We start from the raw sequence: 24,277 nt of genomic DNA, 5'->3' as shown, positions 1-24,277 counted from the left end.
AACGTTACCGAGCGAGCACGATCATCGGCAGCGGCATCACCGTGCGTCCGCCACAAGCGAACGTGCGAGCGCGCCCGGGTGTTCCCGAACGTTACGGGCGGCGACTTGAGCCCCGGTTGAGCTCAGCCAGCCGCCGGCTCCTCGAACTGGGCCCTGAGCAGGTCGAACGCCGCGCGCACGGCGGCCGCACGGACCTGGTGGCGGTTACCGTCCACCCCGATCGTGTGAACGGCGGTGACACCGGGTCCCGACACGGCCAGGTGCACGACGCCCGGCTCGATCCCGTCCTGCGGGTCGGGGCCGGCGACCCCGGTCAGCCCGATCCCCCAGCTCGCCCCGCAGGTGCGGCGGGCACCCTCGGCGAGTTGCTCGGCCACCGCCGGATGCACGGGCCCGTGCTCGGCGAGCGGCGCGGGGTCCACGCCGGCCAGCCGGGCCTTGAGCTCGGTGGCGTAGACGACCAGGCCGCCGCGCACCACCGCGCTGGAGCCGGGCACGCTGGTCAGGGCCGCGGCGACCAGCCCGCCGGTGAGCGACTCCGCGGTCGCGACGGTCTCGCCGCGCGCACGCAGCGTGGCGACCAGGCCGGCCAGGTCGTCGGCGGGGACGCCGAGGGTGTCGGCGAGCGGGTTCCTAGCCATCGTTCCGGCTCGCACGAGCACGCAGGCGCACGGCCCGGACGACGTAGTCGACACCCGTGCCGACGGTCAGGGCCAGCGCGACCGCCATGACGACCCAGTTCAGCGGGTCGAACCCGGCGGGCAGCGGCAGCAGGAACAGCCCGATCGCGAGGATCTGCGCGATCGTCTTGAGCTTGCCGCCGTAGCTCGCGGCGATCACGCCGTAGCGGATCACCCAGAACCGCAGCAGGGTGATCAGGACCTCGCGGCCGGCGATGGTGATGGTGACCCACCAGGGCAGCTCGCCGAGCACGCTCAGGCCGATCAGCGCGGACCCGGTCAGCGCCTTGTCCGCGATCGGGTCGATGACCTTGCCGAAGTCGGTGACCAGCCCGAGCCGGCGGGCCAGGGTGCCGTCGATGTGGTCGGTGACCGACGCGACCGCGAACACCAGCGTCGCGATCAGCCGCCACCCGGTGGACTCCGGCGCGGCGAACAGGGTCAGCAGGAACACCGGCACCAGCACGAGCCGGGTCACGGTCAGCACGTTCGCGATGTTGAGGATCGGCGGGACCGCGGCGACGACCGGCTTGGACGACCCGCCCCCGGCGGGGGACGCGTTCACGGGGAGCCCTTGACGACCTCGGCCGGCGCGACCACCAGGTCGACGCCTTCCGACCCCACCACCTTGCCCCGGACCAGGTCGCCGACCGCCAGGTCCTGGTCGCCGGTGAGCAGGCACTCGCCGTCCACCTCGGGACCCTGGTGGGCGGCCCGGCCCGCGCGCTCACCTTCTTCGACGCGTTCGACCAGCACCAGCACCTCGTCGCCGATCCGGTCCTCCGCGCGCTGGGTGGTGAGCTGTTCGACCAGGTCGGAGACGCGCGTCACCCGCTCGGCGACCTCGTCCTCGTCGAGCTTGCCGCCGAGCCGCTCGGCCTCGGTGCCGTCCTCGTCGGAGTAGCCGAACACGCCGACCACGTCCAGGCGGGCCTCGGTCAGGAAGTGCTCCAGCTCGGCCAGTTCGTCCTCGGTCTCGCCCGGGAAGCCGACGATCACGTTGCTGCGGATGCCGGCGTCCGGCGCGAGTTCGCGGATCTGCTCGACCAGGGCGAGGAAGGACTCGGTGCCGCCGAAGCGGCGCATCCGGCGCAGCACGGTCGAGCTGGCGTGCTGGAAGGACATGTCGAAGTAGTTCGCCACGCCCTCGGTGCCGGCGATCGCGCGCAGCAGGCCGGGGCGGGTTTCGGCGGGCTGCAGGTAGGACACCCGCACCCGCTCGACACCGTCGAGCGCGGCGAGCCGGGGCAGCAGCCGCTCGAGCGCCTCCGGGCCGCCGTGCTCGCGACCGAGGTCCTTGCCGTAGGAGGTGGAGTTCTCGCTGACCAGGAACAGCTCGCGGACACCCTGGCCGGCGAGCCAGGCCGCCTCGGCCAGGATCTCCTCCGGCGGGCGGGAGACGAACGCGCCGCGGAACGACGGGATCGCACAGAACGAGCACCGCCGGTCGCAGCCGGAGGCGATCTTGAGCGCGGCGACCGGGGCGTCGTCGAGGCGCTTGCGCAGCACGCGGGGTCCCCAGCCGTGGCCGGGAACGGCGAGGTCGACGGCCGGGCGCTGGACCGGGCTGATCGGCAGCAGGGTGCGGCGGTCGGTCGGGGTGTGCGCGGCGACCGCGCGGCCGGCGACCACGTCGTCGAGCCGCTCGCCCAGGGTCGGGTAGTGATCGAAGCCGAGCACGGCGGCGGCCTCGGGGAGGCTCTCGGCGAGCTCGGCGCCGTACCGCTCGGCCATGCAGCCGACGGCGACGACCTTCGCGCCGGTGTCGGCCGCCTGGAGGAGGGTGTCGACGGAGTCCTTCTTGGCCGACTCGACGAAGCCGCAGGTGTTGACGACGACGACGTCGGCGCCCTCGGCGTCCTGGGTCAGCTGCCAGCCGCCGTCGGCGAGCCGCCCGGCGAGTTCCTCGGAGTCGACCTCGTTGCGGGCACATCCGAGGGTGAGCAGGGCGGCACGGCGCGACGGTGGTGGAGTGGGCACGGCTCTCAGGGTAACCGGCGAGGTCGCGGATGACGCCGGATAGTTTGGTCGGGTGAGTCAGGTGGTGGTCCGCCGCGCGCGGATCGGTGACGTGCGGGCGATCAAGTCGGTCGTCGACACCTACGTGGGCAAGGTGCTGCTGGCCAAGGAGCTGGTCAGCCTGTACGAGGACGTGCAGGAGTTCTGGGTTGCCGAGGTGGACGGCGAGATCGTCGGCTGCGGGGCGCTGCACGTGCTGTGGGAGGACATCGCGGAGATCCGGTCGATCGCGGTGCTGCCGCACGCGCTGCGGCTCGGCGCGGGCGGACGGATCGTGGAGGCGCTGATCGGGGTGGCGCGCGAGCTGGGCCTGGCGCGGGTGTTCGTGCTGACGTTCGAGACCGAGTTCTTCGCCAGGCACGGGTTCGTCGAGATCGACGGGACGCCGGTGAGCCCGGAGGTGTACGAGGAGATGCGGCGGTCGGTCGACGAGGGGGTGGCGGAGTTCCTCGACCTGCCCTACGTCAAGCCGAACACGCTGGGGAACAGCCGGATGCTGCTGGAGCTGTGAATCACTTTCGATACCCATTATTAGCCTGTTGGGGGGTTACGAAGTTCACGCGGCCACGGCGTAATTGATCAGGGCCCGCACCGGGCGGGTCCGTGCCTCACGAGGGAGATCAAGCGTGGCCACGTCAACCCTGCGTCGTGCCGCCCGTGCACTCGTCACCGCGATCGCGATGGCGGGCACCCTGCTCGTCGGAGTGGGAACCGCCCAGGCCGATCTGAGCCCCGGCGACCTCCGCACCGTCACCGACCGGTACATGTTCAGCACCAGCCTGGGCGGGTTCCAGGACCTGCGCGCGCAGCGGCCGTACGGCAACCAGCTCGACTGGTCGTCCGACGGCTGCTCGAACTCGCCGGACAACCCGTTCGGGTTCAACCTGGTGCGGGCCTGCCACCGGCACGACTTCGGCTACCGCAACTACAAGCGGCAGGCCCGGTTCACCGAGGGCAACCGGCTGACCATCGACAACAGGTTCAAGTCCGACATGTACGTGGTGTGCGACGGCAACTGGGCGTGCAACCGGTTCGCCGACGTGTACTACGCGGCCGTGCGCCAGTTCGGCGGCAGCTCGATGACCACCGCCGAGATCCTGGACCAGCCGTCGGTGCGGAAGGCCGCCGTGGCCGCCGCGCGGTGACGGTTCGTTGATCGGGGGCACGCCGGGCGTGCCCCCGATCGACTAGCAGTTGCCTCCCGTGGAGCGGCCGGCCAGGCGGTCGGCGACCCAGTCGGTGACCGCCGGGCTCATGACGGCCGCCGTGGTGAAGTGGGCGCCGGTGTGCGTGCGCCAGAAGGTGACGTTGGCCCCGTCGCCGCACCAGTCGGCGCGGAGGTCGACGCTGACCTGGACCGGGAGGATCTCGTCGCCGTTGGAGTGGTAGAGCAGCACCGGGGCCTCGGGGGTGCCGCCGCCGAGGTTCTGCTCGTCGACCCTCGCCGTCCACTCCGGGCGGGCGAGCACGTCCTCGGTGGTGTAGTCGGCCATCGAGTGCCCGGCGTACTTCGTCAGGTCGGCGGTGCAGTCGTCGCGGATGTCGGCGAACGCGGCGCGACCCTCGTCGTTCAGGTACGGGGCCAGGTCGAGTTCCGGGTAGGTGACGTCCATGCCGAAGCCCGCGGCCATGACCAGCCCGACGTTGTCGCCGCCGTCGTTGTGCTCGGCGACCGTGCGCAGGTGCGCGGGCGGGGCGCCGACCGCGTACGCGGCGATGTTCAGCTCCGGGGCGTAGGTCGGGGCGAGCTCGGCCGCCCAGCCGGAGGCGTGCCCGCCCTGCGAGTACCCGACGACGGCGACGTCGGTCGACGGGGACAGGCCGGTGCCGGGCAGCCGGAGCGCGGCGCGGACCACGTCGAGCGTGGCGTTGCCCTCGGCGCGGCCGGCGATGTAGGTGTGCTCGCCCGGGGTGCCCAGGCCCTCGTAGTCGGTCACCGCGACGGCGAACCCGCGGATCGCGTACTGGTGGATGAGCAGGCCCTCGGTCTCGTCCCCGGCCTCCAGGTGGCGGGACGGAGCGCACTGGTCGCCGAGGCCGTGGGTGCCGGGCGCGTACCCGACGACCGGGGTGTCCTCGTCGGCGCCGTACGGGACGATGACGGTGCCGCTGACCGTGATCGGCTGGCCGGTGGCGGAGGTCGAGGTGTAGGTGATCGACCAGGTGCGGGCGTAGAAGAAGCCCGGCGCGGAGATCTGGCGAGCGGTGACGACATCACCGGGCGCGGAGGATTCGACGGTGGATTCGGCGGTGTTCTGGACGACTTCCTCGGCGGCGGCCGGCGGACCGGTGACGGCCAACGCGGCGAGCAGGGTTCCGACGAGCAGACGACGCATGGTGCCCCCTTTGGCACATGGTTCGGATGACCTCACCGTAACGACTTGATCACTTCTGGTAAAGACTCTTATCATCTCGCCATGAGGCGCCTCGTCGCGGTGGTCGCACTGGTCGTCCTGGCGCTGTCTGGCTGCCAGACGAGCCCGGCCGCCCCGAGAACCGCGCCCGACTGGCGAGCCTCCCTCGACTCCCTGGAGAAGCTCGACGACCATCCACTGTGGACGATGCGGTACGAGGGCGGCTACGACCGGATGAAGGGCGTGACCACTCCCCCACCGGCGACCCCGTACGGCTGCTCACTGTTCCTGGCCGGCGCCGAGGCGGATCCGCTGTTCGCCCGCAACTTCGACTGGAACCACGGCCCCGCGATGCTGCTGTTCACCGACCCGCCGGACGGCCACGCGTCGGTGTCGATGGTCGACCTGCGGATCCTGGGCGCCGCCGACCCGGCCGGAGCCGACCGCGACCTGCTGGTCGACGCCCCGCTGCTCCCGGTGGACGGCATGAACGCCGAGGGCCTGGCGATCGGCCTGGCCGCCGTCCCGGAGGCCGACACCGGCACCGGCCCCGAGCGCCCGACGGTGGGCGGCCTCCGAGCGATCCGCCTGGTCCTGGACGAGGCGTCGACCGTCGACGAGGCGGTAGCGGTCTTCGAGGAGCACAACATCGACTTCTCCGGCGGCCCGTCCCTGCACTACCTGGTCGCGGACGCCACCGGCCGCTCGGTCGTGATCGAGTTCGTCGACGGTGAGGTGTCCGTGCTGCCGGTCCGCACCGCCGTCAACTTCACGATGGCCGAATCGACCGAGGAGTCCCGCCAGGCCGACCGCCGCTACCGCACCGCCACCGAAGGCCTGCCCGGAGCGACCGACTGGCGCTCGGCGATGGACCTGCTCGACCGGGTGCGGCAGAACCACACCCAGTGGTCCGTGGTCTACGGCCTCCGCGCCGGCGACATCCACCTGGCCACCGCCGGCAACCTGGACCGCGTCCACGACTTCGACCTCGCCATGGCCGGCTGACTAGTCGTCGGAGCTTCCGCCGGTGGGGTCGCCGCCGCGGATGAGGTAGAGGATGCTGTCCAGCTCGTCCGGTTTGATGAGGACGTCGCGGGCCTTGGAGCCCTCGGACGGGCCGACGACGCCTCGGCTCTCCAGGAGGTCCATCAGGCGGCCTGCCTTGGCGAAGCCGACGCGGAGCTTGCGCTGGAGCATCGACGTCGAGCCGAACTGGGAGGTGACCACCAGCTCGGCCGCCTGGAGCAGCACGTCCAGGTCGTCGCCGATGTCCTCGTCGATCTCCTTCTTCTCGCCTGCCTTGGCCGCGGTGACGCCCTCGGTGTACTCGGGCTGCGCCTGCTCCTTGACGAACGACACGATCGCGTTGATCTCGTCGTCGGTGATGAACGCGCCCTGGATGCGGACCGGCTTCGACGCGCCCATCGGCAGGTACAGGCCGTCGCCCATGCCGATCAGCTTCTCGGCGCCCGGCTGGTCGAGGATGACGCGGGAGTCGGTCAGGGACGACGTGGCGAACGCCAGGCGGGACGGGACGTTGGTCTTGATCAGGCCGGTGACCACGTCGACCGACGGGCGCTGGGTCGCCAGGACCAGGTGGATGCCGGCCGCCCGGGCCTTCTGGGTGATCCGGACGATGGCGTCCTCGACATCCCTCGGCGCGGTCATCATCAGGTCGGCAAGCTCGTCGACGATGGCCAGGATGTACGGGTACGGGCGGTACTCGCGCTCCGACCCGGGTGGCGCGGTGATCTCGCCCGACCGCACCTTCCGGTTGAAGTCGTCGATGTGGCGCACCCGGTTGGCCTGCATGTCCTGGTAGCGCTGCTCCATCTCCTCGACCAGCCACGCCAGCGCCGCCGCGGCCTTCTTCGGCTGCGTGATGATCGGCGTGATCAGGTGCGGGATCCCCTCGTACGGGGTCAGCTCCACCATCTTGGGGTCGATCAGGACCATCCGGACCTCGTCCGGGGTGGCCCGGGCGAGCAGGGACACCAGCATCGAGTTGACGAAGCTCGACTTGCCGGAACCGGTCGAGCCGGCGCACAGCAGGTGCGGCATCTTCGACAGGTTCGCGGTGACCATGTGGCCCTCGATGTCCTTGCCGAGGCCGATCACCATCGGGTGGGTGTCGGACACCGCGGTGGTCGACCGCAGCACGTCGCCGAGGCGGACCATCTCGCGGTCGCTGTTCGGCACCTCGATGCCGACCGCGGACTTGCCGGGGATCGGGGCCAGCAGCCGCACGTTGTCGGTCGCGGCGGCGTAGGCGATGTTCTTGGTCAGCGCGGTGATCTTCTCGACCTTCACGCCCGGTCCCAGCTCCACCTCGTACCGGGTGACCGTCGGGCCCCGGGTGAAGCCGGTGACCTGCGCGTCGATCGAGAACTGGTCCAGCACGCCGGTGATCGCCTCGATCATGGCGTCGTTGGCGCGGCTGCGGGACTTGGGCGGGTCACCGCCGGCCAGGATCGACGGGTCGGGCAGCGTGTAGTCGCCGTCCACGGCCCGGGTGAGCGCGAGCTGGCCGGTCGGCTCCTTGGCCGGCTGGGTCTCCTTGACCTGCTCGGGCCGCACGGTGGGGCGCTTGCGCGGGCTCGGGGTCGGCTTGGCCACCTCCACGGGGACCTCGACCGCGGACTCGGCCTGGTCGTCCGCCGGCGGGTCGTCGGCCATCGACGCCTGGCGGCGGCGCGACGGGCGTCGCAGCTTGGTTTCCGCCGCGGGGGCCTCCTCCTCGCCGGGCAGGTCGAGGCGGTCGTCGACGTCGACGTCGTCCTCCGGCTCCATGCCGAGCTCGCGCAGCCGGGTCGGGATGTCGCGGAAGCGCGTACCGGTGAACACCAGCACACCGAAGCCGAGCACCAGCACCAGCAGCGGCACCGCCACCCAGGACGTCACGCCCTTGGCCAGCATCCCGCCGGAGAAGTACCCGAGCGCGCCGCCGCCGTACATCCGGCCGGCGTTGTCCTCGGGCAGGTCGCTGAACACGTGCAGGATCCCCAGGAACGCCATGGCGAACAGCAGGGTGCCGACCACCAGCCGGGGCCGCTTCTCCGGCTGTGGGTCCGAGCGCATCAGCGTGACGCCGATGACCAGCAGCACCATCGGCAGCGCCATCGCCGCCGCGCCGATCGAGGACCGCACGCCGATCTCGAGCCAGCCGCCGACCGGGCCGCCCGCCTTCCACCAGATGCCGGCGCCGGCGATGACTCCGACGGCGATCAGCGCGAACGCGAGACCGTCCCGGCGGTGCGCCGGGTCGAGGTCCTTGGTGCGGCCGACCGTGCGGGCGATTCCGCCGGCGCCCTTGGCCACCAGGTTCCAGCTTCCGCGCAGGCCGCGGCCGACCGTGCGGCCCACCCCGCCCTTGCGGCGCGCGGGCGGACGGCGGGTGGCGGAGCTCTTGGCGCGGGTGGTGCCGGTGCGGGCCGAGGAAGACTTCGACGCTCCCGACTTCGACGCCGACTTCGACGTCGTCCGGGACGAGGAGGGCCTGGTCGACGAACGGCCGGACCCGGAGCCCCCGCGGCTCTTGGCGGTCTTCGAGGCTGCAGTCCGGTTCGCCATGTTCTCCACGGTAGTCGGCCCCCACCCCATGAGTCACTCGTGCCACACGGGTCCCCGCCCGCATGATCTCCGCCGGAGGGGGTCGTGCGATGCTCCCGCCATGGTCGCGCTGTTCCACCACAACACCGAGCCGACACGCCGATCCGGGGCCTCCCCGGCCTGGTGGGCGATGACCCAGGTCGACCGGGGGCTCGTCCGGCTGCTCGGGCGACTGGAGGTCACCGGCACGATCCCGCCGGAGCTGCGCGACCGGCCCGGCCTGATCGCGGCGAACCACATCGGCATGTTCGACGCGTTCGTGCTGACCGCGGCCCTGCGCGAGGCCGGGGTGAACCCGCGGTTCCTGCTGACCGCCGGGCTGCTCGACACGCCGGTGATCGGCTGGGGGCTCAAGCAGGGCGGCTCGATCCGGGTCGACCGGGGCAAGAGCAACGTCGCCGAGGCGTTCACCAGGACCATCGACGCGCTGCGGTCCGCGTCAGGTCCGGTGCTGGTGTACCCGGAGGGCCGGATCAGCCGGACCCCCGGCCTGTGGCCGGAGCGCGGCAAGACGGGCCTGGCCAGGATGGCGCTGGCGGCCGACGTGCCGGTGATGACGATCAGCCAGTGGGGCGCGCACGAGGCGGTGTACTGGGGCACCGAGCGGGTGAACAGCTGGCGGGACCTCATGCCGCTGGTGACCTCGGGGCTGCGCGCGATCCGCGACCGGCCGCTGTTCCGGGTCCACTTCGGCGAGCGCGTGGACCTGTCGGACCTGGCCGCGGGCAAGCCGGGGGACGCGGTGCGCGCGCACAAGCGGATCATGCGGGCGATCACCGACGACCTGGTGCCGTTGCGCGCGGACGAGCCGGACACGCCCCGCTTCTACGACCCGACCCGGCCGACGGACAGCACGAGCCCGTGGCGGCCTACGGCCTGAGCGCGCGGGTGGGGATCGCGGCGCCGGTGCGGACGGGGTCCACGACGAACAGCGTGGAGTACTTGCGCACGTTGTGGGCGTCCATGAACAGCCGCTCGGACACCTCGTTGAAGTGCGCCATCCCGCCGGCGGCCAGCACCACGACGTAGTCCCACTCGCCGTACACCGTGTACGCCTGCTGCACCTCCGGGGTCGCCAGCAGACGGCGGTTGAACGCCTCGTGCAGCCGGCGGGACTCGCGCTCCACCTGCACCAGGCACACCGCGAGTACGAGGTCGGGGCTGGCGCTCGGGTCGAGCACGGCGGCGGTGCGGGACAGCAGACCCGAGGCGCGGTAGCGGCCCATCCTGCGCTGCACCGCGCTCGGGGAAAGGCCGACGAGGTCGCCGAGTTCGCGCAGGGTGCGGCCCGCGTCGGCCTGGAGTTCGTCGAGCAGGTGGTGGTCGGTGTCGTCGAGCACGATCTGGGACTTCTTCACGCAAAAATCTTGCGTGATCCCGGGACAGAATTCAATCGGCGCTCGCGCCGGCTGACATAGCCTTCGAGTGGGGAATCCACTGGCAGGAAAGGTCTCCGTCGCGATGACGACATCCGGCACGGTCGCGGACGCGCGCCGCTCAACCACCGAAAGCGAGACGCTGGTTAGGCGTAGGGGCACGCTCCTCGTGATCGTCGCCTCGTTCTGCTTCGGCAGCTCCGGGGTGCTCGCCAAGCCGGCCATGGACGCCGGGCTGAGCCCGCAGCAGGTGGCCAGCGTGCGCATCGGGCTGGCCGCGCTGGTGCTGCTCGTCGTGGTCGGCCTGACCCGGCCCGCGCTGCTGCGGGTGCGGCGCGCGGACCTGCGGCTGCTCGTCGCCTACGGGCTGGTCGGCGTCGCCGGGGTGCAGCTGCTCTACTTCGCCGCGGTGGCCCGGATCCCGATCGGCGTCGCGCTGCTGCTCGAGTTCACCTCGCCGGTCCTGGTCGCCCTGTGGGTGCGGTTCGTGCGCCGGACGGTCATGCCCGCCCGGATGTGGGCCGGCACGATCCTGGCGCTGGTCGGGCTGGCGATGGTCGCCCAGGTCTGGCAGGGCCTGCGGCTGGACGCGGTCGGCCTGCTCGCCGGCATCGGCGCCGCGCTGTGCTCGGCCGGGTACTTCCTGCTCGGCGAGCACGGGATGACCACGGCGACGAGGACCCTCACCCCGATCGGCATGGTGACCTGGGGCATGGTCGCCGGCGCGGTCGCGATCGCGGTGATCGCGCCGCCGTGGTCACTGCCCGGCGAGACGCTGGCGCGGGTCACCGACTTCGGCGCCTGGCGGGTCCCGGTGTGGACGCTGCTGGTGGCCTGCGCGGTGATGAGCACGGCGCTCGCCTACCTGTTCTCGATCAGCGCGCTGCGGCACCTGCCGGCCAACGTGGCCAGCGTGCTCGCGCTCTGCGAGCCGGTGGTCGCCACGACCATGGCCTGGCTGGTGCTCGACCAGACGCTCACGGTCGTGCAGATCGCCGGCGCGGCGGTGCTGCTGGGCGGCGCGGGCCTGGTGCAGGTGGCCTCGCGCAAGCCGGTCACACCGGGATGACCGTCGGCACGATCATCGGTCGGCGGCGGTAGGTCGCGGCGACCCAGCGGCCGACGACGCGGCGCACCGACTGCGCGATCCGGTGCGTGTCGGTGATGCCCTCGCTCTCGGTGTGCGAGAGCTCCATCTCGACCAGCGAGACCACCTCGTCGAGCGCCTTCGGGTCGTCGGAGAAGCCCCGGCCGGAGATCGTCGGCGGCCCGAGCGCGCGTCCGGTGGCGGACTCGACGGCGACCGTGATCGCGATGAACCCGCCCTCGCCGAGGATCAGCCGGTCCGACAGCGTCGACTCGCCAACGTCGCCGACGGACAGCCCGTCGACGTACACGTGGCCGACCTCGACCCGGCCGCTGATCCTGGCCCGGCCGTCGACCAGGTCCACCACCACGCCGTCCTCGGCAAGCACCACGTTCTCCGCCGGCACCCCGGTGGCGACCGCGAGCGCGGCGTTGGCGCGCAGGTGCCGCCACTCGCCGTGCACCGGCATGACGTTCGACGGGCGCACCGCGTTGTAGAGGAACAGCAGCTCGCCCGCCGACGCGTGCCCGGAGACGTGCACCTTCGCGTTGCCCTGGTGCACGACCGAGGCGCCGAGCCTGGCGAGCCCGTTGACCACGCCGAACACGGCGGTCTCGTTGCCCGGGATGAGCGAGCTGGCGAGCACCACGGTGTCGCCGGGGCGGATGCGGATCTGCCGGTGCTCGCCGCGGGCCATCCTGGACAACGCCGACAGCGGCTCGCCCTGCGATCCGGTGGAGACGAACAGCACCTGGCTCTCCGGCATCGCCATCGCCTCGTCCAGGTCGACGAGCAGCCCGTCGGGCACCCGCAGGATTCCCAGCTCGGCGGCGATGCCCATGTTGCGCACCATCGAGCGGCCGACCAGCGCGACCCGGCGGCCGTGCGCGAGCGCCACGTCGAGCACCTGCTGCACCCGGTGCACGTGGCTGGCGAAGCAGGCCACGATCACCCGCTGGTCGGCGCGGCTGATCACGCTGTCCAGCACCGGACCGATCTCCCGCTCGCTCATCACGAAGCCCGGGACCTCGGCGTTCGTGGAGTCGACCAGGAACAGGTCGACGCCCTCGTCGCCGAGCCGGGAGAAGCCGGCGATGTCGGTGAGCCGGCCGTCCAGCGGCAGCTGGTCGAGCTTGATGTCCCCGGTGTGCAGCACGAGCCCGGCCGGGGTGCGGATCGCGACCGCGAGCGCGTCCGGGATCGAGTGGTTGACCGCGAAGAACTCGCAGTCGAAATCGCCGAACACGCTCCGCCCGCCCTCGGCGACCTCGACCAGCACCGGGTCCAGCCGGTGTTCCCGGCACTTGGCGGCGACCAGCGCGAGGGTGAACCGGGAGCCGACGACCGGCAGGTCCGGGCGCTGGCGCAGCAGGAACGGCACCGCGCCGATGTGGTCCTCGTGCCCGTGGGTCAGCACGATCGCGTCGATGTCGTGCAGCCGCGGCTCGATCGCCCGGAAGTCCGGCAGGATCAGGTCGACGCCGGGCTGCTGGTCCTCGGGGAACAGCACGCCGCAGTCGACGACCAGCAACCGGCCGCCGTACTCGAACACGGTCATGTTGCGGCCGATCTCGCCGATCCCCCCGAGCGCGACGACGCGGAGGCCGCCGTCGGTCAACCGCTTCGGCGGCTCCAACTGTCCGTAGGTCACCGATGAACCTCGCCGGCGCTGGTGTGGGTGGTGGTGGCGACGTACGCGGCGGCGGCGTCCGCGCGGGCCACCCGGGCGGCTGCCACCGACGACGGCGGCGCGTCGGCCAGCGGCACGCCCGCGTCGGCCAGGTCGCTGGCGATCAGGGCGGTCTGCTCCTCGGTGGCGGGCGGCAGCGGCAGCCTCGGCTCGCCGGCGTCCTGCCCGCGCAGCCGCAGCGCGGCCTTCGCGAAGATCACGCCGCCGACCCGGCCCATCGCCCGGCACACCGGCAGGATCGCGCGGTGCACGGTCCGTGCGGTGCTCACGTCGCCGTTCTCGTAGGTCTCCAGCATCCGGCGCAGCCGCCCGGCCACCGCGTGCCCGATGACGCTGACGAACCCGACGCCGCCGACCGACAGCCACGGCAGGTTCAGCGCGTCGTCGCCGGAGTAGTAGGCGAGCGGGGTGCTGGCGATGACCTCGCTGCCGGCGAACAGGTCGCCCTTGGCGTCCTTCACCGCCTGGATGCGCGGGTGCTCGGCGAGCCGGCGCAGCGTGTCGACCTCGATCGGCACGACCGAGCGCGGCGGGATGTCGTAGAGCATGTTCGGCAGGCCGGTGGCGTCGGCGACCGCGGTGAAGTGCGCGAGCAGGCCGGCCTGCGGGGGCCGCGAGTAGTACGGGGTGACCACGAGCAGGCCGTGCGCGCCCGCCTGCTCGGCCTCGCGGGCGAGGTGGATCGAGTGCGCGGTGTCGTACGTGCCGACCGACGCGACCACCGTGGCGCGGTCGCCGACGGCGTCGACCACCGCGCGGACCAGCTCGGACTTCTCCGAGTCGGAGGTGGTGGGCGACTCGCCCGTGGTGCCGTTGACCACCAGACCGTCGTTGCCGAGGTCCACCAGGTGGGTGGCGAGCCGCTGGGCCGCGTCCAGGTCGAGCTTCCCGCCGGCGTCGAACGGACTCACCATCGCGGTGAGCACCTGGCCGAACGGTCTACCTGGCCTGGCGGTCGGGCACGTGTTCATGGGCAAGAAACTACCCCGAACGACAAACGACTATCACTTCGACGCGAGGTATGACTCGGTCAGCTGACCCCCGTCGGCGGCGCCGAGCACGCAGTAGACCCCGCGCCACTCCTCCCACGCCCGCTCCGACGGCACGAGCGCGCGGTAGCGCAGATTCTCCTTGTCGGCCGCGTCGCCGGCGACGAGCTCGGAGTCGAACGCCATCGTGCAGTAGCGCTCGGCGTAGGCGTTCAACACGGCCGGGTCGGGGTAGCCCACGTCGGGGAACTCGTCGTTCTCCTCCGGGATGTCCATCGTCCAGGCGTTCGCGTAGACCTGCAGGTCGTGCGGCTCGGTGCACTCGACCTGGGCGTTCTCGCCGATCCGCTGCCCCGGCTCGACCCGCCCGTTCAGGCACCCGCCCTCCGGGTAGTAGTCGTTGTAGGTGAACTCGGGCAGGGTGCCGCCCTCACCGAAGGTGACGGTGTCCGCCATGCCGGGCGGCCGCTCGTCCGCCGAGGCGGATCCGAGGGCCTCGCTGGTGAGGAAGCCACCGGCGAACACCGCCACGCCCAGGACCGCGACCAGCGCGAGCACCGGGCCGCGGCGGCGTCGGCGGTCCGGGCGGGCGACGGCCGTGGTCGGGGCCACGATCTGGCTGGTCAGCGCTGTGGTGATCCCGCCGGCAGGCGTGTTGGTCACCTGGGCGAGCAGGCCGCGGACCTGTTCGGCGGACGGCCGCGCGCTCGGCACGGTGTTGAGCAGGCCCATGATCACCGAGGCGAGCGGGCCGTGCGTCCGCGTCAGGTACGGCACCTCGTTGAGGATCGCGTTCATGGTCGCGGCCGTCGACGAGCGCTCGAACGGCGAGTGCCCCTCGACGGCGAAGAACAGCACCGCGGCCAGCGCCCACAGATCGGAGGCGGGGTCGGCCTCCGCGCCCTGGATGCGCTCGGGCGGCAGGAAGCTCGGGGAGCCGACGAGCACACCGCTGGAGGTCAGCCGGGGATCGTCGGCTGCCTGCGCGATGCCGAAGTCGGTGAGCTTCACCCGCCCGTTCGGGTGAACCATGATGTTGCTCGGCTTGACGTCGCGGTGCACGATCCCGGCCGCGTGCGCGGACTCCAACGCGGACAGCAGCTGCTCGGCGAGCCGCGCCACGGCGTCCTGCGGCAGCGGGCCCTGGCGGTACACCAGCGAGGAGAGCGTCGGCGCCTCGATCAGCTCCATCACGATGAACGTGGTGCCGCTCTCCTGCACCACGTCGTACACCGTGACCACCGCCGGGTCGTTCAGGCGGCCCGCCGTCCGTGCCTCCCGCAGCACCCGCTCCTCGAGGATCCGCCGCTCGTCGGGCGGAACCCCGGCCGGCAGCTGCAGCTCCTTGACCGCGACCCGGCGCCCGATCATCCGGTCCTCGGCGAGCCAGACGATGCCCATGCCGCCGCGCCCGATCTCCTCGAGCAGCGCGTACCGGCCGGCGACCTCGCGCCGGTCGGTCGACAGGTGGGCCGTCGCCGGCACCGGTTCCTGCGTCACCGTGTCCTCCTCGCCACACCGCTTCGACGCGCGGAAGAATGTCAGGTTCCCGCCAAGCGGGTACTACAGGCTCCGGCGCAGGCCGCGGACGACATCGACCGCGGACGGCTCGCCGTCGAAGTCGACGCGCACCTCGTCACGTCCGAACGCCCAGAGCAGCAGCTCCCCGGGCGGGCCGGCGACGACGACGGTGTTGGGGCCGCGGCGGACGACCGCCTCCTCGCCGTCCGGGCGGCGCAGCACGATGCCGACCGGGCTGCGCCGCAGCGTCATCCGGCCCGCGCGGGACACCCCGTTCCAGGCGGCGGCGTCCCGGGCCGGGTCGGCGGGGCGGGGCTCCCAGCCGGGTTGGGCGCGGCGGACGTCCTCGTGGTGGGTGAACAGCTCGACGGAGTTGACGATCCGGTCCACCAGCGGGATCCGGGTTGGCGAGAACGCGGGCGGCCCGCCGCGCACCAGGTCGACGAGCTCGGCCCACGGGCGGCGGGCGAAGGCGTCCTGCACCCGCTTGGTGTGGCCGGCGAGCGGGGCGAGCAGGATCCCCGGCGCGGCGTCCGGCCGGCGTTCGCGGAGCACGAGGTGGGCGGCGAGGTCCCTGGTCCGCCAGCCGGCGCACAGGGTGGGCGCGTCCGGGCCGAGCTCGGTGAACAGGTCGCTGAGCGCCAGACGCTCGTCGGTGGAGACGGACATGCCGGGCAGCCTAGTCCGGCGGCGGCTCACTCCTGGCGGAGCTGGGGGCCCTCCAACTGGCTGGTGTCGCGGCTGGTGATCAGGCACCAGGTGCTGCGGTCGCCGCCGTTCTCCGAGTCGTCGTCGCCGGCGTCCGCCCAGGAACCCGGGGTGGGCACGAGCGTGACGTAGCTCAGCGTCTGGTCCTTGTCCTCGGCGGCGACCAGGTCGCTGGCGAACAGCAGCGCGCACATGTGCTCGGCGTAGGGCCGCAGCACGTCCTCGCCGGGGTGGTCGAGCTCGACGTTGTTGAACACGTCGGCCTGGATCGCCTCGAACTCGTGCGGCTCGTCGCAGTCGGACTGGCTGCTCGACGGGTACTGCCGGCCGGCTTCGATCCGGGCCGAGGAGCACTGTCCGTCGCCGATCTCGAACTGCTCGATGTCCCCGCCCCGGCCGTAGGTCAGGGTCGCGCCCTTGGCCGGGTCGACCTCCTCGGCCAGCAACGCGCGGGCGCCGAAGAAGCCGCCGGCCAGGCCGACGACGAGCGCGGCGACCAGGCCGGCGATCACCAGGTTCCGCCTGCGCGGTCCCCGCACGCGGTCGGTGCGCTGGGTCGGCGGCGCGGTGTAGGCACCGACGCCGACGGTCTGGGTGCCGGACGGCGGGGTCGCGGTGGCGTGTGCGAGCAGGCCGCGGACCTGGGTGGCGGACAGCCGCGCGTCGGGCACGCTGTTGAGCAGGCCCATGATCACCGAGGCGAGCGGGCCGTGCGAGCGCGTCAGGTACGGCACCTCGTTGAGGATCGCGTTCATGGTGGCGGCGGTGGACGCGCGTTCGAACGGCGAATGGCCCTCCACGGCGAAGTACAGCACCGCGGCGAGCGCCCACAGGTCCGAACCCGGGTCGGCCTCGGAGCCGCGGAGGCGTTCCGGCGCGATGTAGCTCGGCGACCCGACGAGGATGCCGCTGGTGGTGAGCCGGGGGTCGTCGGTGGACTGGGCGATGCCGAAGTCGGTGAGCTTCACCCGGCCGTTGGGCAGCACCATGATGTTGCTGGGCTTGACGTCGCGGTGCACGATCCCGGCGGCGTGCGCGGACTCCAGCGCCGAGAGCAGCTGCTCGGCGAGCCGGGCGACGGCCTCCTGCGGCAGCGGGCCCTGCTGGTTGACGATCTGGCTGAGGGTGGGGGCCTCGATCAGCTCCATCACGATGTAGGTGTTGCCGTCCTCCTGCACGACGTCGAACACCGTGACCACCGCCGGGTCGTTCAGCCGGCCCGCGGTCCGCGCCTCCCGCAGCACCCGCTCCTCGAGCACCCGCCGTTCGGTGGACCCCACCCCGGCCGGCAGGTGCAGCTCCTTGATCGCCACCTGTCGCCCGATCGTGCGATCCTCGGCGAGCCAGACGATGCCCATGCCGCCACGGCCGATCTCGCGGATGACGGCGTACCGCCCCGCGATCGTCCGCTGATGCGCCGTCGGCTCCGACTGCTTGGTCACTCCTGAAATGCTACTGCCAGCCAGAATGTCGGCATGGCGACGTGGATACTGCATGTCGATCTCGACCAGTTCATCGCGGCGGTCGAGGTGCTGCGGCGGCCCGAGCTGCGGGGCAGGCCGGTGATCGTCGGCGGCACCGGCGACCCGACGAAGCGGGCCGTGGTGGCGACGGCGTCCTACGAGGCGCGCGCGTTCGGCGTCGACTCCGGGATGCCGCTGCGGCTGGCGGCCAGGCGCTGCCCGGACGCGGTGTTCCTGCCGCACGATCCGCCCGTGTACGAGGCGGCGTCGGCGGAGGTGATGGCGACGCTGCGCGAGTTCGACGCCGTGGTGCAGGTGCTCGGCTGGGACGAGGCGTTCCTCGGGGTGTCCGTCGACGACCCGGAGGCGCTGGCCGGCGAGATCCAGCGGGCGGTGCTGGCCGCGACGAGCCTGTCCGCCTCGATCGGCATCGGCGACAACACGCTGCGCGCCAAGCTCGCCACCGGGTTCGCCAAGCCGGCCGGGATCTTCCGGTTGACCAGGGACAACTGGGTCGCGGTGATGGGTGAGCGGCCGACCGAGGCGCTGTGGGGCATCGGCGGCAAGACCGCCCGCAAGCTCGCCGGGCTCGGGTTCACCACGGTCCGCGAGCTGGCCGGCGCCGACCCGGGGGTGCTGGCCGCGCGGCTCGGGCCGACGATGGGCCCCTGGTACCGCACGCTCGCGCTCGGCGCGGGGAGCACGGAGGTCAGCGCCACCCCGTACGTGCCGCGTTCACGCAGCCGGGAGACCACGTTCCAGGAGGACCTGACCACCCGGGCGGAGATCGGCGCGGCGGTGGCGGCGCTGGCCAGGCGGGTCGCCGAGGACGTGGTGGCGGAGGGGCGGCCGGCGGCGCGGGTGGCGGTGAAGGTGCGGTTCGCGCCGTTCTTCACCCACACCAGGAGCATGACGCTGCCCGAACCCACCAGCGACGCCGACGAGCTGGAGCGCGCGGCGCTGGCGGTGCTGGCGTTGTTCACCGACGACCGCCCGGTGCGGCTGCTGGGGGTGCGGGCGGAGTTCTAGCCGATCTCGTGCCCGGCCTCCCGCAGGGCGGCGACCGCGCGGTCCAGGTCGGCGGCCTTCACCAGCACGTGGTCGGTGTCGTAGGTGGACACCGCGAACAGGCTGACCCCGGCGGCGGCGAGCTCGCCGGCGATGGCGGCCATGATCCCGGTCAGGGCGAAGTCCAGCGGACCGCGGACCGACAGCAGGCGCCAGCCGTCCTCACGGGGGTCGGCCTCGAGCGCCAGGTCCGTCGGGCAGACGACGGTGAGCCCGTCGGGCGCGCTGACCACCGAGACCAGGCCGGGCGCGTCGGTGAACAGGGCGACCGGGGGCGGGGTGCCCGCGGGCAGGCGCAGCACCGTGTACTCCCCCGGCGCGACCTCGACGACGAGCCGGCGCACCCGCTCAGCCCTCGGTGACGTAGGGGCTGGACGCGACCTCGGTGCCGTCCGGGAGCGCGGAGATGACGAAGTCGTCGAACACGTTCGCGGCGGCCTTCTGCAGCTGGCGCAGGCACTCCACGGCGAGCTCGCGGATCTCGACGTCGGCGTGCTCGCTCGCGCGCATGGCGATGAAGTGCCGCCAGGCGCGGTAGTTGCCGGTGACCACGATGCGGGTCTCGGTGGCGTTGGGCAGCACGGCGCGGGCGGCCTGGCGGGCCTGCTTGCGGCGCAGCGTCGCGTTGGGCACGTCGGCGAAGCGCTCCTGGAGGCCTTCGAGCAGGTCGGTGTAGGCGGCGACGCTGGCCTCGGTGGCGGCGACGAACTTCTCGTGCAGGACGGGGTCGTTGGCGATCACGTCCGGCTCGACCATGGCGGCGTCGCGCTCGGGGACGTAGCGCTGGGAGAGCTGGGAGTAGGAGAAGTGCCGGTGCCGGATGAGCTCGTGGGTCAGCGAGCGGGAGATGCCGGTGAGGTAGAAGCTGACCGTGCCGTGCTCGAGCACGGACAGGTGGCCGACCTCGAGGATGTGCCGCAGGTAGCCGGCGTTGGTGGCGGTCGCGGGGTTGGGCTTCTTCCACGACTGGTAGCAGGCGCGGCCGGCGAACTCGGCGAGTGCCTCGCCGCCCTCCGCGTCGGTCGACCACGGCACCTCGGCCGGCGGGAAGAACTCGGTCTTCGCGATGAGCCGCACCTCGGGCGACACCCTCTCCGTCATGCCCCGCAGCCTAACCGCCGAGGTCCGCGACCGGCGGTCGCGACCCGTGACACCAACTTCACCTTGACTGATGTCACTTGTGACGTCATGATGACATCATGGATCTCACACCGTATGTCGCTTCGATGCGGGAGGACCTCACCACGGCCGCCTCCGCCGGCGACGAGAACACCCGGCGCGCGGCCGCGGTGCTGGCCGCCGCGCTGGAGCCCGCCGCCCGCCTCGCGATCATGAACGCGCTGTCCGACCTGGCCGCCGAGGTCACCGCCTCGCTGGACGACCACGTCGTGGAGGTGCGGCTGGACGGCCGGGACGTGCAGGTGGTCGTCACCGGCACCGGGTCCGGCCGCGAGGAGCCGCGCGCGGAGGAGCAGCCGCCGCCGCACGATGGCGCCGACATGTCCGGCGACATGAGCCGGATGACGCTGCGGCTGTTCGAGCAGCTGAAGAGCAAGGCCGAGCAGGCGGCCGCGGCGCAGGGCGTGTCGCTGAACACGTTCGTGCAGCAGGCGGTGCAGGGCGCGCTGCACGGCAAGGGGAAGCAGCGGGCCAAGGACTGGGGCGCCCGGTGGGGCGAGTGGCCGCACGAGAACCGCGACGGTGCGTCCGGGGCGTCCGGCTCGTCGCGGGTGCACGGCTGGTACGAGGGGTGAGCGGCATGACGGAAGCGCGGGACACCGAGGAACTGGTGCGGCGGCAGAGCTTCGAGGCCGAGGGCCCGATCGAGCTCAGTCTGGGGACCGGCGCGGGCCGGATCGACGTGCGGCTGGTCGACGAGCCGGGCGTGCACGTGGAGGTGCGGCACGACCAGGACGGCGACAACCCGTTCGCGCAGGGCGTGTCGAACCTGATGAACTGGATCGGCTACCAGTTCGGCAACCTGGACCAGGCCGAGGGCAGCATCCCGGCCGAGGCGGTGCGCCAGACCAGGGTCGACTTCACCGCCGGCCGGCTGGTGGTGCGCACGCCGAAGGACATGCACCTGCGCAACGTGGCGATCGCGGTGTCGGTCCAGGCGCCGGTCGGCAGTCACGTGGCGGCGCGGTCCGGCTCCGGCGACGTGATGGTCTCCGGTGCCGCGGGTCGCCTGGAGCTGACCACGGGCTCGGGCCGGGTCAACGCCGACCAGGCGACGGCCGCGGCGAAGGTCGACACTGGCTCGGGCGTGGTGCGCCTCGGCCCGATGGCCGCCGGGGTTCGCGCGAAGACGGGCAGCGGCGACGTGGAGATCTCCGCGGTCGGCGGCGCGAGCACGGTGATCACGGGCAGTGGCGACGTGTGGCTCGGCGCGGTGACCAGCGACGTGCTGGCCAGGACGGGCAGCGGCAACCTGACGATCGCGAACGCGTCCGCCGGGCAGTTGGAGCTGCACACAGGCTCCGGCGAGCTGCGGATCGGCGTGCGCGAGGGCAGCCGCGCGGAGATCGACCTGTCGTCGGGCTCGGGCGAGGCCCACAGCGACCTGGACCTGACCACGACCCCACCGGAGTCCGCGCCTGCGCTGCGGCTGCGCGGACGCACCGGCTCCGGCTCCGCCCTGGTGACGAAGGCGGTTGACTGACCACTCGGTGAGCAGGGGACGAAGCCGGGCGGCGCGTGGCTCCAACGCGCCGCCCGGCTTCTTGCGTACCGCCGGAACCGTCGATGTCCGACGGTAAAGGACGTCTCGCAAATCGATGGGGTCGGCTGTTGGGTCGGTGTGCCGGTAGTTTGATCATGGATGGGTGCGGGTGATCTCAAATGCGGCGGTTCGGCCCGCTGTTCGGGATGTCCGCGCCCGCGTTGAGCTCAATGGGAAACACCCGTGTCGCGAAGATCAGTTTGCTGAGATCAGCTCACCGGACGCACAGCTTGCCGTACTAGATCAATATCCCGAACTGATCAATACCCAGGATTCGCGCGTTAATATCCAACCGTTGACACACTGGGAGAACCTGGCGTAACCTCATTTTGAGGCTACGCGTCATGGGGGTTCCAATCATGCGAAGAGTCGCGGTCACGTGCGCCGTCATCATCGTTGCTTCGTTCATTTTTCAGCCACTCGCGTTCGCCGAGCCGTCACCAACACGGCTGGATCAAACGTCGTCCGTGACAATCACCAAGCGCGAGGGCGCATGGAGCGCGGCGCGGATGGCGGCAGCGATATCTTTCGACAACATCAAACCGGACACTGGAACTCGCCATGGCACGGAACCGGACGCGCCTGCGAATCGCGGAAAAATTGAGCCCCGGCTGCCAACCAATGCGCCACAAGGCATCGCTCCGCTGACGAATGCCACACCCACCACCGGCAAGCTGTTTCTGCACAATCCCAATACCGGACGCGACGGCTACTGTACGGCGAGCGCGATCAATTCAGGAAATCTGAGCCAGATCATCACAGCTGCTCACTGCGTGCACACGGGACCGGCCGGCTGCAACGGCAACCCCGGCTCCGCGGCGTGGATGACCGAAGCCGAGTTCGTACCCCTGTACTGGAGCGGAGACCGTCCATACGGGACTTTTCAGGTGCGCGCGCTCCGCACCTTCGATACCTGGATAGCGGACTGCGACTGGGACTACGACATCGCCATCGTCACAACCTACACCAACGAGAACAACCAACTACTGGTCGAGACGGTCGGCGGTAACGGAATCTCATACAACTATCCGGGATCGTTCGACTCCGTCACGTTCGGCTATCCGGGAAATCGCGACGGCGGCGAGATTCCATGGACTTGCGAAGGCACAACGAACTACGGATTTCCAGACTACCGGCCGACCTTGTACTGCGCTTGGACCGGCGGTTTCAGTGGTGGACCGTGGTTCCGGGAATACTCCGACGACACCCTGCTCGGATATGTCAACGGCGTAGGCAGCACGTGGCCGGGCACCGATGACGGACCCGAATGGATCGACAGTCCTTACTTCGACGACAAGGTACAGTCGATTTACGATGATGCCGCAGGAGACTGACCGAAAGCGCACCGTCGTGATCGCCGTCGTGGCGGCGATCATGACGGTGCTGCTCGTCGTGATCGCCGCCGTCGCGTTGTGGCCCGCGGCGCCTGCGCCCCAGCCAGGACCGAACGAGCACGGCACGTCCGGCACGTCCGTCGAACGACCGAGCACCTCACGATGGCCGGACGAGCGCGTGAGCAGCGCGCAGGGGTGGTGACGGAGCCGGACCTCGTGACGGATGACGGGTGTCGACTGTGGGCGTCCGACGTTGGCCGCGGGGACCCGGTGATCACGTGTCATGGGGGTCCGGGTTTTGTGGGACATGTTCGGCGATCTCGCGGAGGTGTTGACCGCGCGGATGCGGGTGATTCGCTGGGATCAGCGCGGCTGCGGCGTTCGGAGCGTCGCGGGCCGTACTCGCGGCCGTCAGGGCAGGACGGCTCGTAGTGCCGGGGCCAGGGCGCCGCGGTCCTCGACCGTCACACCGTCCAGTTCCAGCCAAGCGGCCATCACCTGGAGTTCGGCGGCCAGTTCGGCGGCCACCCTCGGCTCGCGCGCGGTCGGCTCGGCGAACGCGCCGCGCACCCGCAGTACCCCCGCCGCCCGGTCGGTCTTCAGGTCCACCCGTGCCACCAGCTCGCCGTCCAGCAGGAACGGGAACACGTAGTACCCGTACACCCGCTTCGGCTCCGGCACGTAGATCTCGATCCGGTAGTGGAACCCGAAGATCCGCTCCGTCCGCGCCCGCTCCCACACCAGCGGGTCGAACGGCGCCAGCAGCGCCCGGCCGGACACCCGCCTCGGCGCCCGTGCGTCCACGTGCCGGTACGCCGGCCCGGGCCACCCGTCCACCCGCACCTCCGCCAGCTCCCCCGCCTCCACCAGCTCGGCGACCGCCCGGCGGCTCGCCTCCGGCGGGCGGATGCGGTAGTAGTCCCGCAGGTCCGGCTCGGTGGCGACACCGTGCGCGGTCGCCGCGCGGCGGGTCAGTTCGCGGATCGCGTCCTCGTCGGACACCCGCGTGCCGAGCACCTCCGGCGGCAGCACCCGTTCGGGCAGGTCGTAGAGGCGCTGGAAGCCGCGGCGGGCGCCGGTGGTCAGCTCCCCCACGGCGAACAGGTACTCGCACGCGTGCTTCACCGACGAACGGTTCCACCATCCGCCCGCGGCCCGGCGGCCCTCGACGCCGAGCTCCCGTTCGAGCGGGCCGGCGCCGACCGGACCGAGGTCCTTCACCGCGGCCAGCACGTCGTCGAGCAGGCCGGGGGACGCCCGCAACAGCTCGCGGTAGCGGGACCCGAGCCGCCGCTCGTAGTCGCGCATCCGCCAGCGGAACAGCGGCCAGTCCGCCACCGGAAGCAGGCTCGCCTCGTGCGCCCAGTACTCGACCAGCAGCCTCGGCCGCCGCGCCGAGTGCGCCCACGCGGCGTCGTCGACCAGCTCGGCCGGGTACGGGCCCAGCCGGCTGAACAGCGGCATGTAGTGCGCGCGCACGGCCACGTTCACCGAGTCCAGCTGGATCAGCCGCACGCGGTCGAGCACCCGGCGCAGGTGCCGCCTGGTCACCTCGCCGCCGGGCCGGGCGTCCGCGAAACCCTGCGCGGCCAGCGCGATCCGGCGGGCCACCTCGGCCCCGATCATCGACGTCCCTCGTTCACCGCACCACCCTCGC

At 71.8% G+C, this 24,277-nt stretch carries 24 protein-coding genes; 10 read left to right on the top strand and 14 right to left on the bottom strand.

What is annotated here, in order from left to right; translation table 11 throughout:
* Window positions 1-122 precede the first annotated feature (122 nt).
* Genes JT362_RS19105 through rimO form a run of 3 tightly spaced genes read right to left on the bottom strand, consistent with a single transcriptional unit; the run spans window position 123 to window position 2,660 of the window.
* Window positions 123-641, bottom strand: a complete 519-nt coding sequence (locus JT362_RS19105) for a CinA family protein (protein WP_260192710.1) — start codon at window positions 639-641, stop codon at window positions 123-125.
* On the bottom strand, window positions 634-1,245 hold the full coding sequence (gene pgsA, locus JT362_RS19100; RefSeq protein WP_260192709.1) for a CDP-diacylglycerol--glycerol-3-phosphate 3-phosphatidyltransferase: 612 nt from the start codon (window positions 1,243-1,245) through the stop codon (window positions 634-636). Before pgsA ends, JT362_RS19105 begins: the two co-directional genes overlap by 8 nt.
* Window positions 1,242-2,660 (bottom strand): 30S ribosomal protein S12 methylthiotransferase RimO, encoded by a 1,419-nt coding sequence (gene rimO, locus JT362_RS19095; RefSeq protein WP_260192708.1) that lies wholly within the window; start codon window positions 2,658-2,660, stop codon window positions 1,242-1,244. Before rimO ends, pgsA begins: the two co-directional genes overlap by 4 nt.
* Window positions 2,661-2,712: 52 nt before the next feature.
* On the opposite strand from rimO, the gene JT362_RS19090 reads away from it, so the two are divergent.
* Together JT362_RS19090 and JT362_RS19085 are read left to right on the top strand one after the other, a co-directional pair.
* Complete coding sequence (locus JT362_RS19090) at window positions 2,713-3,210, top strand: amino-acid N-acetyltransferase (protein ID WP_260192707.1); 498 nt, start codon at window positions 2,713-2,715, stop codon at window positions 3,208-3,210.
* Between the two features lie 115 nt (window positions 3,211-3,325).
* On the top strand, window positions 3,326-3,844 hold the full coding sequence (locus JT362_RS19085) for a phospholipase (RefSeq protein ID WP_260192706.1): 519 nt from the start codon (window positions 3,326-3,328) through the stop codon (window positions 3,842-3,844).
* Window positions 3,845-3,886: 42 nt separating this feature from the next.
* Here JT362_RS19085 and JT362_RS19080 read toward each other — a convergent pair whose 3' ends face one another.
* Entirely contained in the window at window positions 3,887-5,035 is a 1,149-nt protein-coding gene (locus JT362_RS19080) for a lipase family protein (protein ID WP_260192705.1), read from the bottom strand.
* An 81-nt stretch (window positions 5,036-5,116) separates the two neighbouring features.
* On the opposite strand from JT362_RS19080, the gene JT362_RS19075 reads away from it, so the two are divergent.
* Entirely contained in the window at window positions 5,117-6,058 is a 942-nt protein-coding gene (locus JT362_RS19075; RefSeq protein WP_260192703.1) for a carcinine hydrolase/isopenicillin-N N-acyltransferase family protein, read from the top strand.
* Here JT362_RS19075 and JT362_RS19070 read toward each other — a convergent pair whose 3' ends face one another.
* Window positions 6,059-8,623, bottom strand: a complete 2,565-nt coding sequence (locus JT362_RS19070; protein WP_260192702.1) for an FtsK/SpoIIIE family DNA translocase — start codon at window positions 8,621-8,623, stop codon at window positions 6,059-6,061.
* 100 nt (window positions 8,624-8,723) lie between these two features.
* Between JT362_RS19070 and JT362_RS19065 the strand changes: the two genes are divergently transcribed.
* The gene (locus tag JT362_RS19065) at window positions 8,724-9,542 is read left to right on the top strand and encodes a lysophospholipid acyltransferase family protein (protein WP_375546525.1); all 819 of its coding nucleotides are present in this window, start codon (window positions 8,724-8,726) and stop codon (window positions 9,540-9,542) included.
* Here JT362_RS19065 and JT362_RS19060 read toward each other — a convergent pair.
* On the bottom strand, window positions 9,532-10,020 hold the full coding sequence (locus JT362_RS19060; RefSeq protein ID WP_260192701.1) for an Lrp/AsnC family transcriptional regulator: 489 nt from the start codon (window positions 10,018-10,020) through the stop codon (window positions 9,532-9,534). The two genes, JT362_RS19065 and JT362_RS19060, sit on opposite strands and share 11 nt — an antisense overlap.
* A 103-nt stretch (window positions 10,021-10,123) precedes the next feature.
* Between JT362_RS19060 and JT362_RS19055 the strand changes: the two genes are divergently transcribed.
* Window positions 10,124-11,107, top strand: a complete 984-nt coding sequence (locus JT362_RS19055; RefSeq protein WP_260192700.1) for an EamA family transporter — start codon at window positions 10,124-10,126, stop codon at window positions 11,105-11,107.
* On the opposite strand, the gene JT362_RS19050 is transcribed toward JT362_RS19055, so the two are convergent.
* The 5 genes from JT362_RS19050 to JT362_RS19030 all read right to left on the bottom strand — a co-directional run bounded on the left by JT362_RS19050 (window position 11,094) and on the right by JT362_RS19030 (window position 17,475).
* On the bottom strand, window positions 11,094-12,776 hold the full coding sequence (locus JT362_RS19050) for a ribonuclease J (protein ID WP_260192699.1): 1,683 nt from the start codon (window positions 12,774-12,776) through the stop codon (window positions 11,094-11,096). The two genes, JT362_RS19055 and JT362_RS19050, sit on opposite strands and share 14 nt — an antisense overlap.
* Window positions 12,773-13,786 (bottom strand): 4-hydroxy-tetrahydrodipicolinate synthase, encoded by a 1,014-nt coding sequence (gene dapA, locus JT362_RS19045; protein ID WP_260192698.1) that lies wholly within the window; start codon window positions 13,784-13,786, stop codon window positions 12,773-12,775. The genes JT362_RS19050 and dapA overlap by 4 nt, the downstream gene beginning before the upstream one ends.
* A gap of 33 nt (window positions 13,787-13,819) precedes the next feature.
* Window positions 13,820-15,304 (bottom strand): serine/threonine-protein kinase, encoded by a 1,485-nt coding sequence (locus JT362_RS19040; protein WP_260192697.1) that lies wholly within the window; start codon window positions 15,302-15,304, stop codon window positions 13,820-13,822.
* Window positions 15,305-15,367: 63 nt separating this feature from the next.
* Window positions 15,368-15,994, bottom strand: a complete 627-nt coding sequence (locus JT362_RS19035; protein ID WP_260192696.1) for a TIGR03085 family metal-binding protein — start codon at window positions 15,992-15,994, stop codon at window positions 15,368-15,370.
* 26 nt (window positions 15,995-16,020) lie between these two features.
* Window positions 16,021-17,475 carry a serine/threonine-protein kinase gene (locus JT362_RS19030; protein ID WP_260192695.1) on the bottom strand — a complete coding sequence of 485 codons (1,455 nt, stop codon included), beginning with the start codon at window positions 17,473-17,475 and terminating at the stop codon, window positions 16,021-16,023.
* A 33-nt stretch (window positions 17,476-17,508) separates the two neighbouring features.
* On the opposite strand from JT362_RS19030, the gene JT362_RS19025 reads away from it, so the two are divergent.
* Window positions 17,509-18,525, top strand: coding sequence for a DNA polymerase IV (locus JT362_RS19025; protein ID WP_260192694.1), 1,017 nt, complete (start codon window positions 17,509-17,511; stop codon window positions 18,523-18,525).
* Here the strand turns inward: JT362_RS19025 and JT362_RS19020 are convergent.
* Both JT362_RS19020 and thyX read right to left on the bottom strand, forming a co-directional pair.
* The gene (locus JT362_RS19020) at window positions 18,522-18,908 is read right to left on the bottom strand and encodes an ACT domain-containing protein (protein ID WP_260192693.1); all 387 of its coding nucleotides are present in this window, start codon (window positions 18,906-18,908) and stop codon (window positions 18,522-18,524) included. The genes JT362_RS19025 and JT362_RS19020 overlap by 4 nt on opposite strands.
* A 4-nt stretch (window positions 18,909-18,912) precedes the next feature.
* Window positions 18,913-19,665, bottom strand: coding sequence for an FAD-dependent thymidylate synthase (gene thyX / locus JT362_RS19015; protein ID WP_260192691.1), 753 nt, complete (start codon window positions 19,663-19,665; stop codon window positions 18,913-18,915).
* Window positions 19,666-19,763: 98 nt separating this feature from the next.
* Here thyX and JT362_RS19010 point away from each other — a divergent pair, with 98 nt between their 5' ends.
* The 4 genes from JT362_RS19010 to JT362_RS18995 all read left to right on the top strand — a co-directional run bounded on the left by JT362_RS19010 (window position 19,764) and on the right by JT362_RS18995 (window position 22,822).
* Window positions 19,764-20,318: a toxin-antitoxin system HicB family antitoxin gene (locus JT362_RS19010; RefSeq protein WP_260192689.1), complete on the top strand. Its 555-nt coding sequence runs from the start codon at window positions 19,764-19,766 to the stop codon at window positions 20,316-20,318.
* A 5-nt stretch (window positions 20,319-20,323) separates the two neighbouring features.
* Entirely contained in the window at window positions 20,324-21,226 is a 903-nt protein-coding gene (locus JT362_RS19005; protein WP_260192688.1) for a DUF4097 family beta strand repeat-containing protein, read from the top strand.
* Between the two features lie 419 nt (window positions 21,227-21,645).
* Window positions 21,646-22,620, top strand: coding sequence for a trypsin-like serine peptidase (locus JT362_RS19000; RefSeq protein WP_260192687.1), 975 nt, complete (start codon window positions 21,646-21,648; stop codon window positions 22,618-22,620).
* Window positions 22,601-22,822: a hypothetical protein gene (locus JT362_RS18995; RefSeq protein WP_260192686.1), complete on the top strand. Its 222-nt coding sequence runs from the start codon at window positions 22,601-22,603 to the stop codon at window positions 22,820-22,822. The genes JT362_RS19000 and JT362_RS18995 overlap by 20 nt, the downstream gene beginning before the upstream one ends.
* A gap of 209 nt (window positions 22,823-23,031) precedes the next feature.
* Here JT362_RS18995 and JT362_RS18990 read toward each other — a convergent pair whose 3' ends face one another.
* Window positions 23,032-24,246 (bottom strand): winged helix-turn-helix domain-containing protein, encoded by a 1,215-nt coding sequence (locus JT362_RS18990; protein ID WP_260192685.1) that lies wholly within the window; start codon window positions 24,244-24,246, stop codon window positions 23,032-23,034.
* Between the last annotated feature and the right edge of the window lie 31 nt (window positions 24,247-24,277).

The sequence above is a fragment of the Actinophytocola gossypii genome (genome assembly GCF_025165815.1).
Classification (GTDB): Bacteria; Actinomycetota; Actinomycetes; order Mycobacteriales; family Pseudonocardiaceae; genus Actinophytocola; species Actinophytocola gossypii.
This window is presented reverse-complemented; position numbering and strand designations above follow the sequence as displayed.

Bases quoted from the DNA above. Each gene is read 5' to 3' on its own strand.
- thyX (WP_260192691.1), bottom strand. From the start codon at position 19,665: ATGACGGAGAGGGTGTCGCCCGAGGTGCGGCTCATCGCGAAGACCGAG.
- JT362_RS18990 (WP_260192685.1), bottom strand. From the start codon at position 24,246: ATGATCGGGGCCGAGGTGGCCCGCCGGATCGCGCTGGCCGCGCAGGGT.
- JT362_RS19105 (WP_260192710.1), bottom strand. From the start codon at position 641: ATGGCTAGGAACCCGCTCGCCGACACCCTCGGCGTCCCCGCCGACGAC.
- JT362_RS19080 (WP_260192705.1), bottom strand. From the start codon at position 5,035: ATGCGTCGTCTGCTCGTCGGAACCCTGCTCGCCGCGTTGGCCGTCACC.
- JT362_RS19005 (WP_260192688.1), top strand. From the start codon at position 20,324: ATGACGGAAGCGCGGGACACCGAGGAACTGGTGCGGCGGCAGAGCTTC.
- JT362_RS19065 (WP_375546525.1), top strand. From the start codon at position 8,724: ATGGTCGCGCTGTTCCACCACAACACCGAGCCGACACGCCGATCCGGG.
- JT362_RS19075 (WP_260192703.1), top strand. From the start codon at position 5,117: ATGAGGCGCCTCGTCGCGGTGGTCGCACTGGTCGTCCTGGCGCTGTCT.
- JT362_RS19055 (WP_260192700.1), top strand. From the start codon at position 10,124: ATGACGACATCCGGCACGGTCGCGGACGCGCGCCGCTCAACCACCGAA.
- dapA (WP_260192698.1), bottom strand. From the start codon at position 13,786: ATGAACACGTGCCCGACCGCCAGGCCAGGTAGACCGTTCGGCCAGGTG.
- JT362_RS18995 (WP_260192686.1), top strand. From the start codon at position 22,601: ATGATGCCGCAGGAGACTGACCGAAAGCGCACCGTCGTGATCGCCGTC.
- JT362_RS19070 (WP_260192702.1), bottom strand. From the start codon at position 8,623: ATGGCGAACCGGACTGCAGCCTCGAAGACCGCCAAGAGCCGCGGGGGC.
- JT362_RS19025 (WP_260192694.1), top strand. From the start codon at position 17,509: ATGGCGACGTGGATACTGCATGTCGATCTCGACCAGTTCATCGCGGCG.
- JT362_RS19010 (WP_260192689.1), top strand. From the start codon at position 19,764: ATGGATCTCACACCGTATGTCGCTTCGATGCGGGAGGACCTCACCACG.
- JT362_RS19000 (WP_260192687.1), top strand. From the start codon at position 21,646: ATGCGAAGAGTCGCGGTCACGTGCGCCGTCATCATCGTTGCTTCGTTC.
- JT362_RS19035 (WP_260192696.1), bottom strand. From the start codon at position 15,994: ATGTCCGTCTCCACCGACGAGCGTCTGGCGCTCAGCGACCTGTTCACC.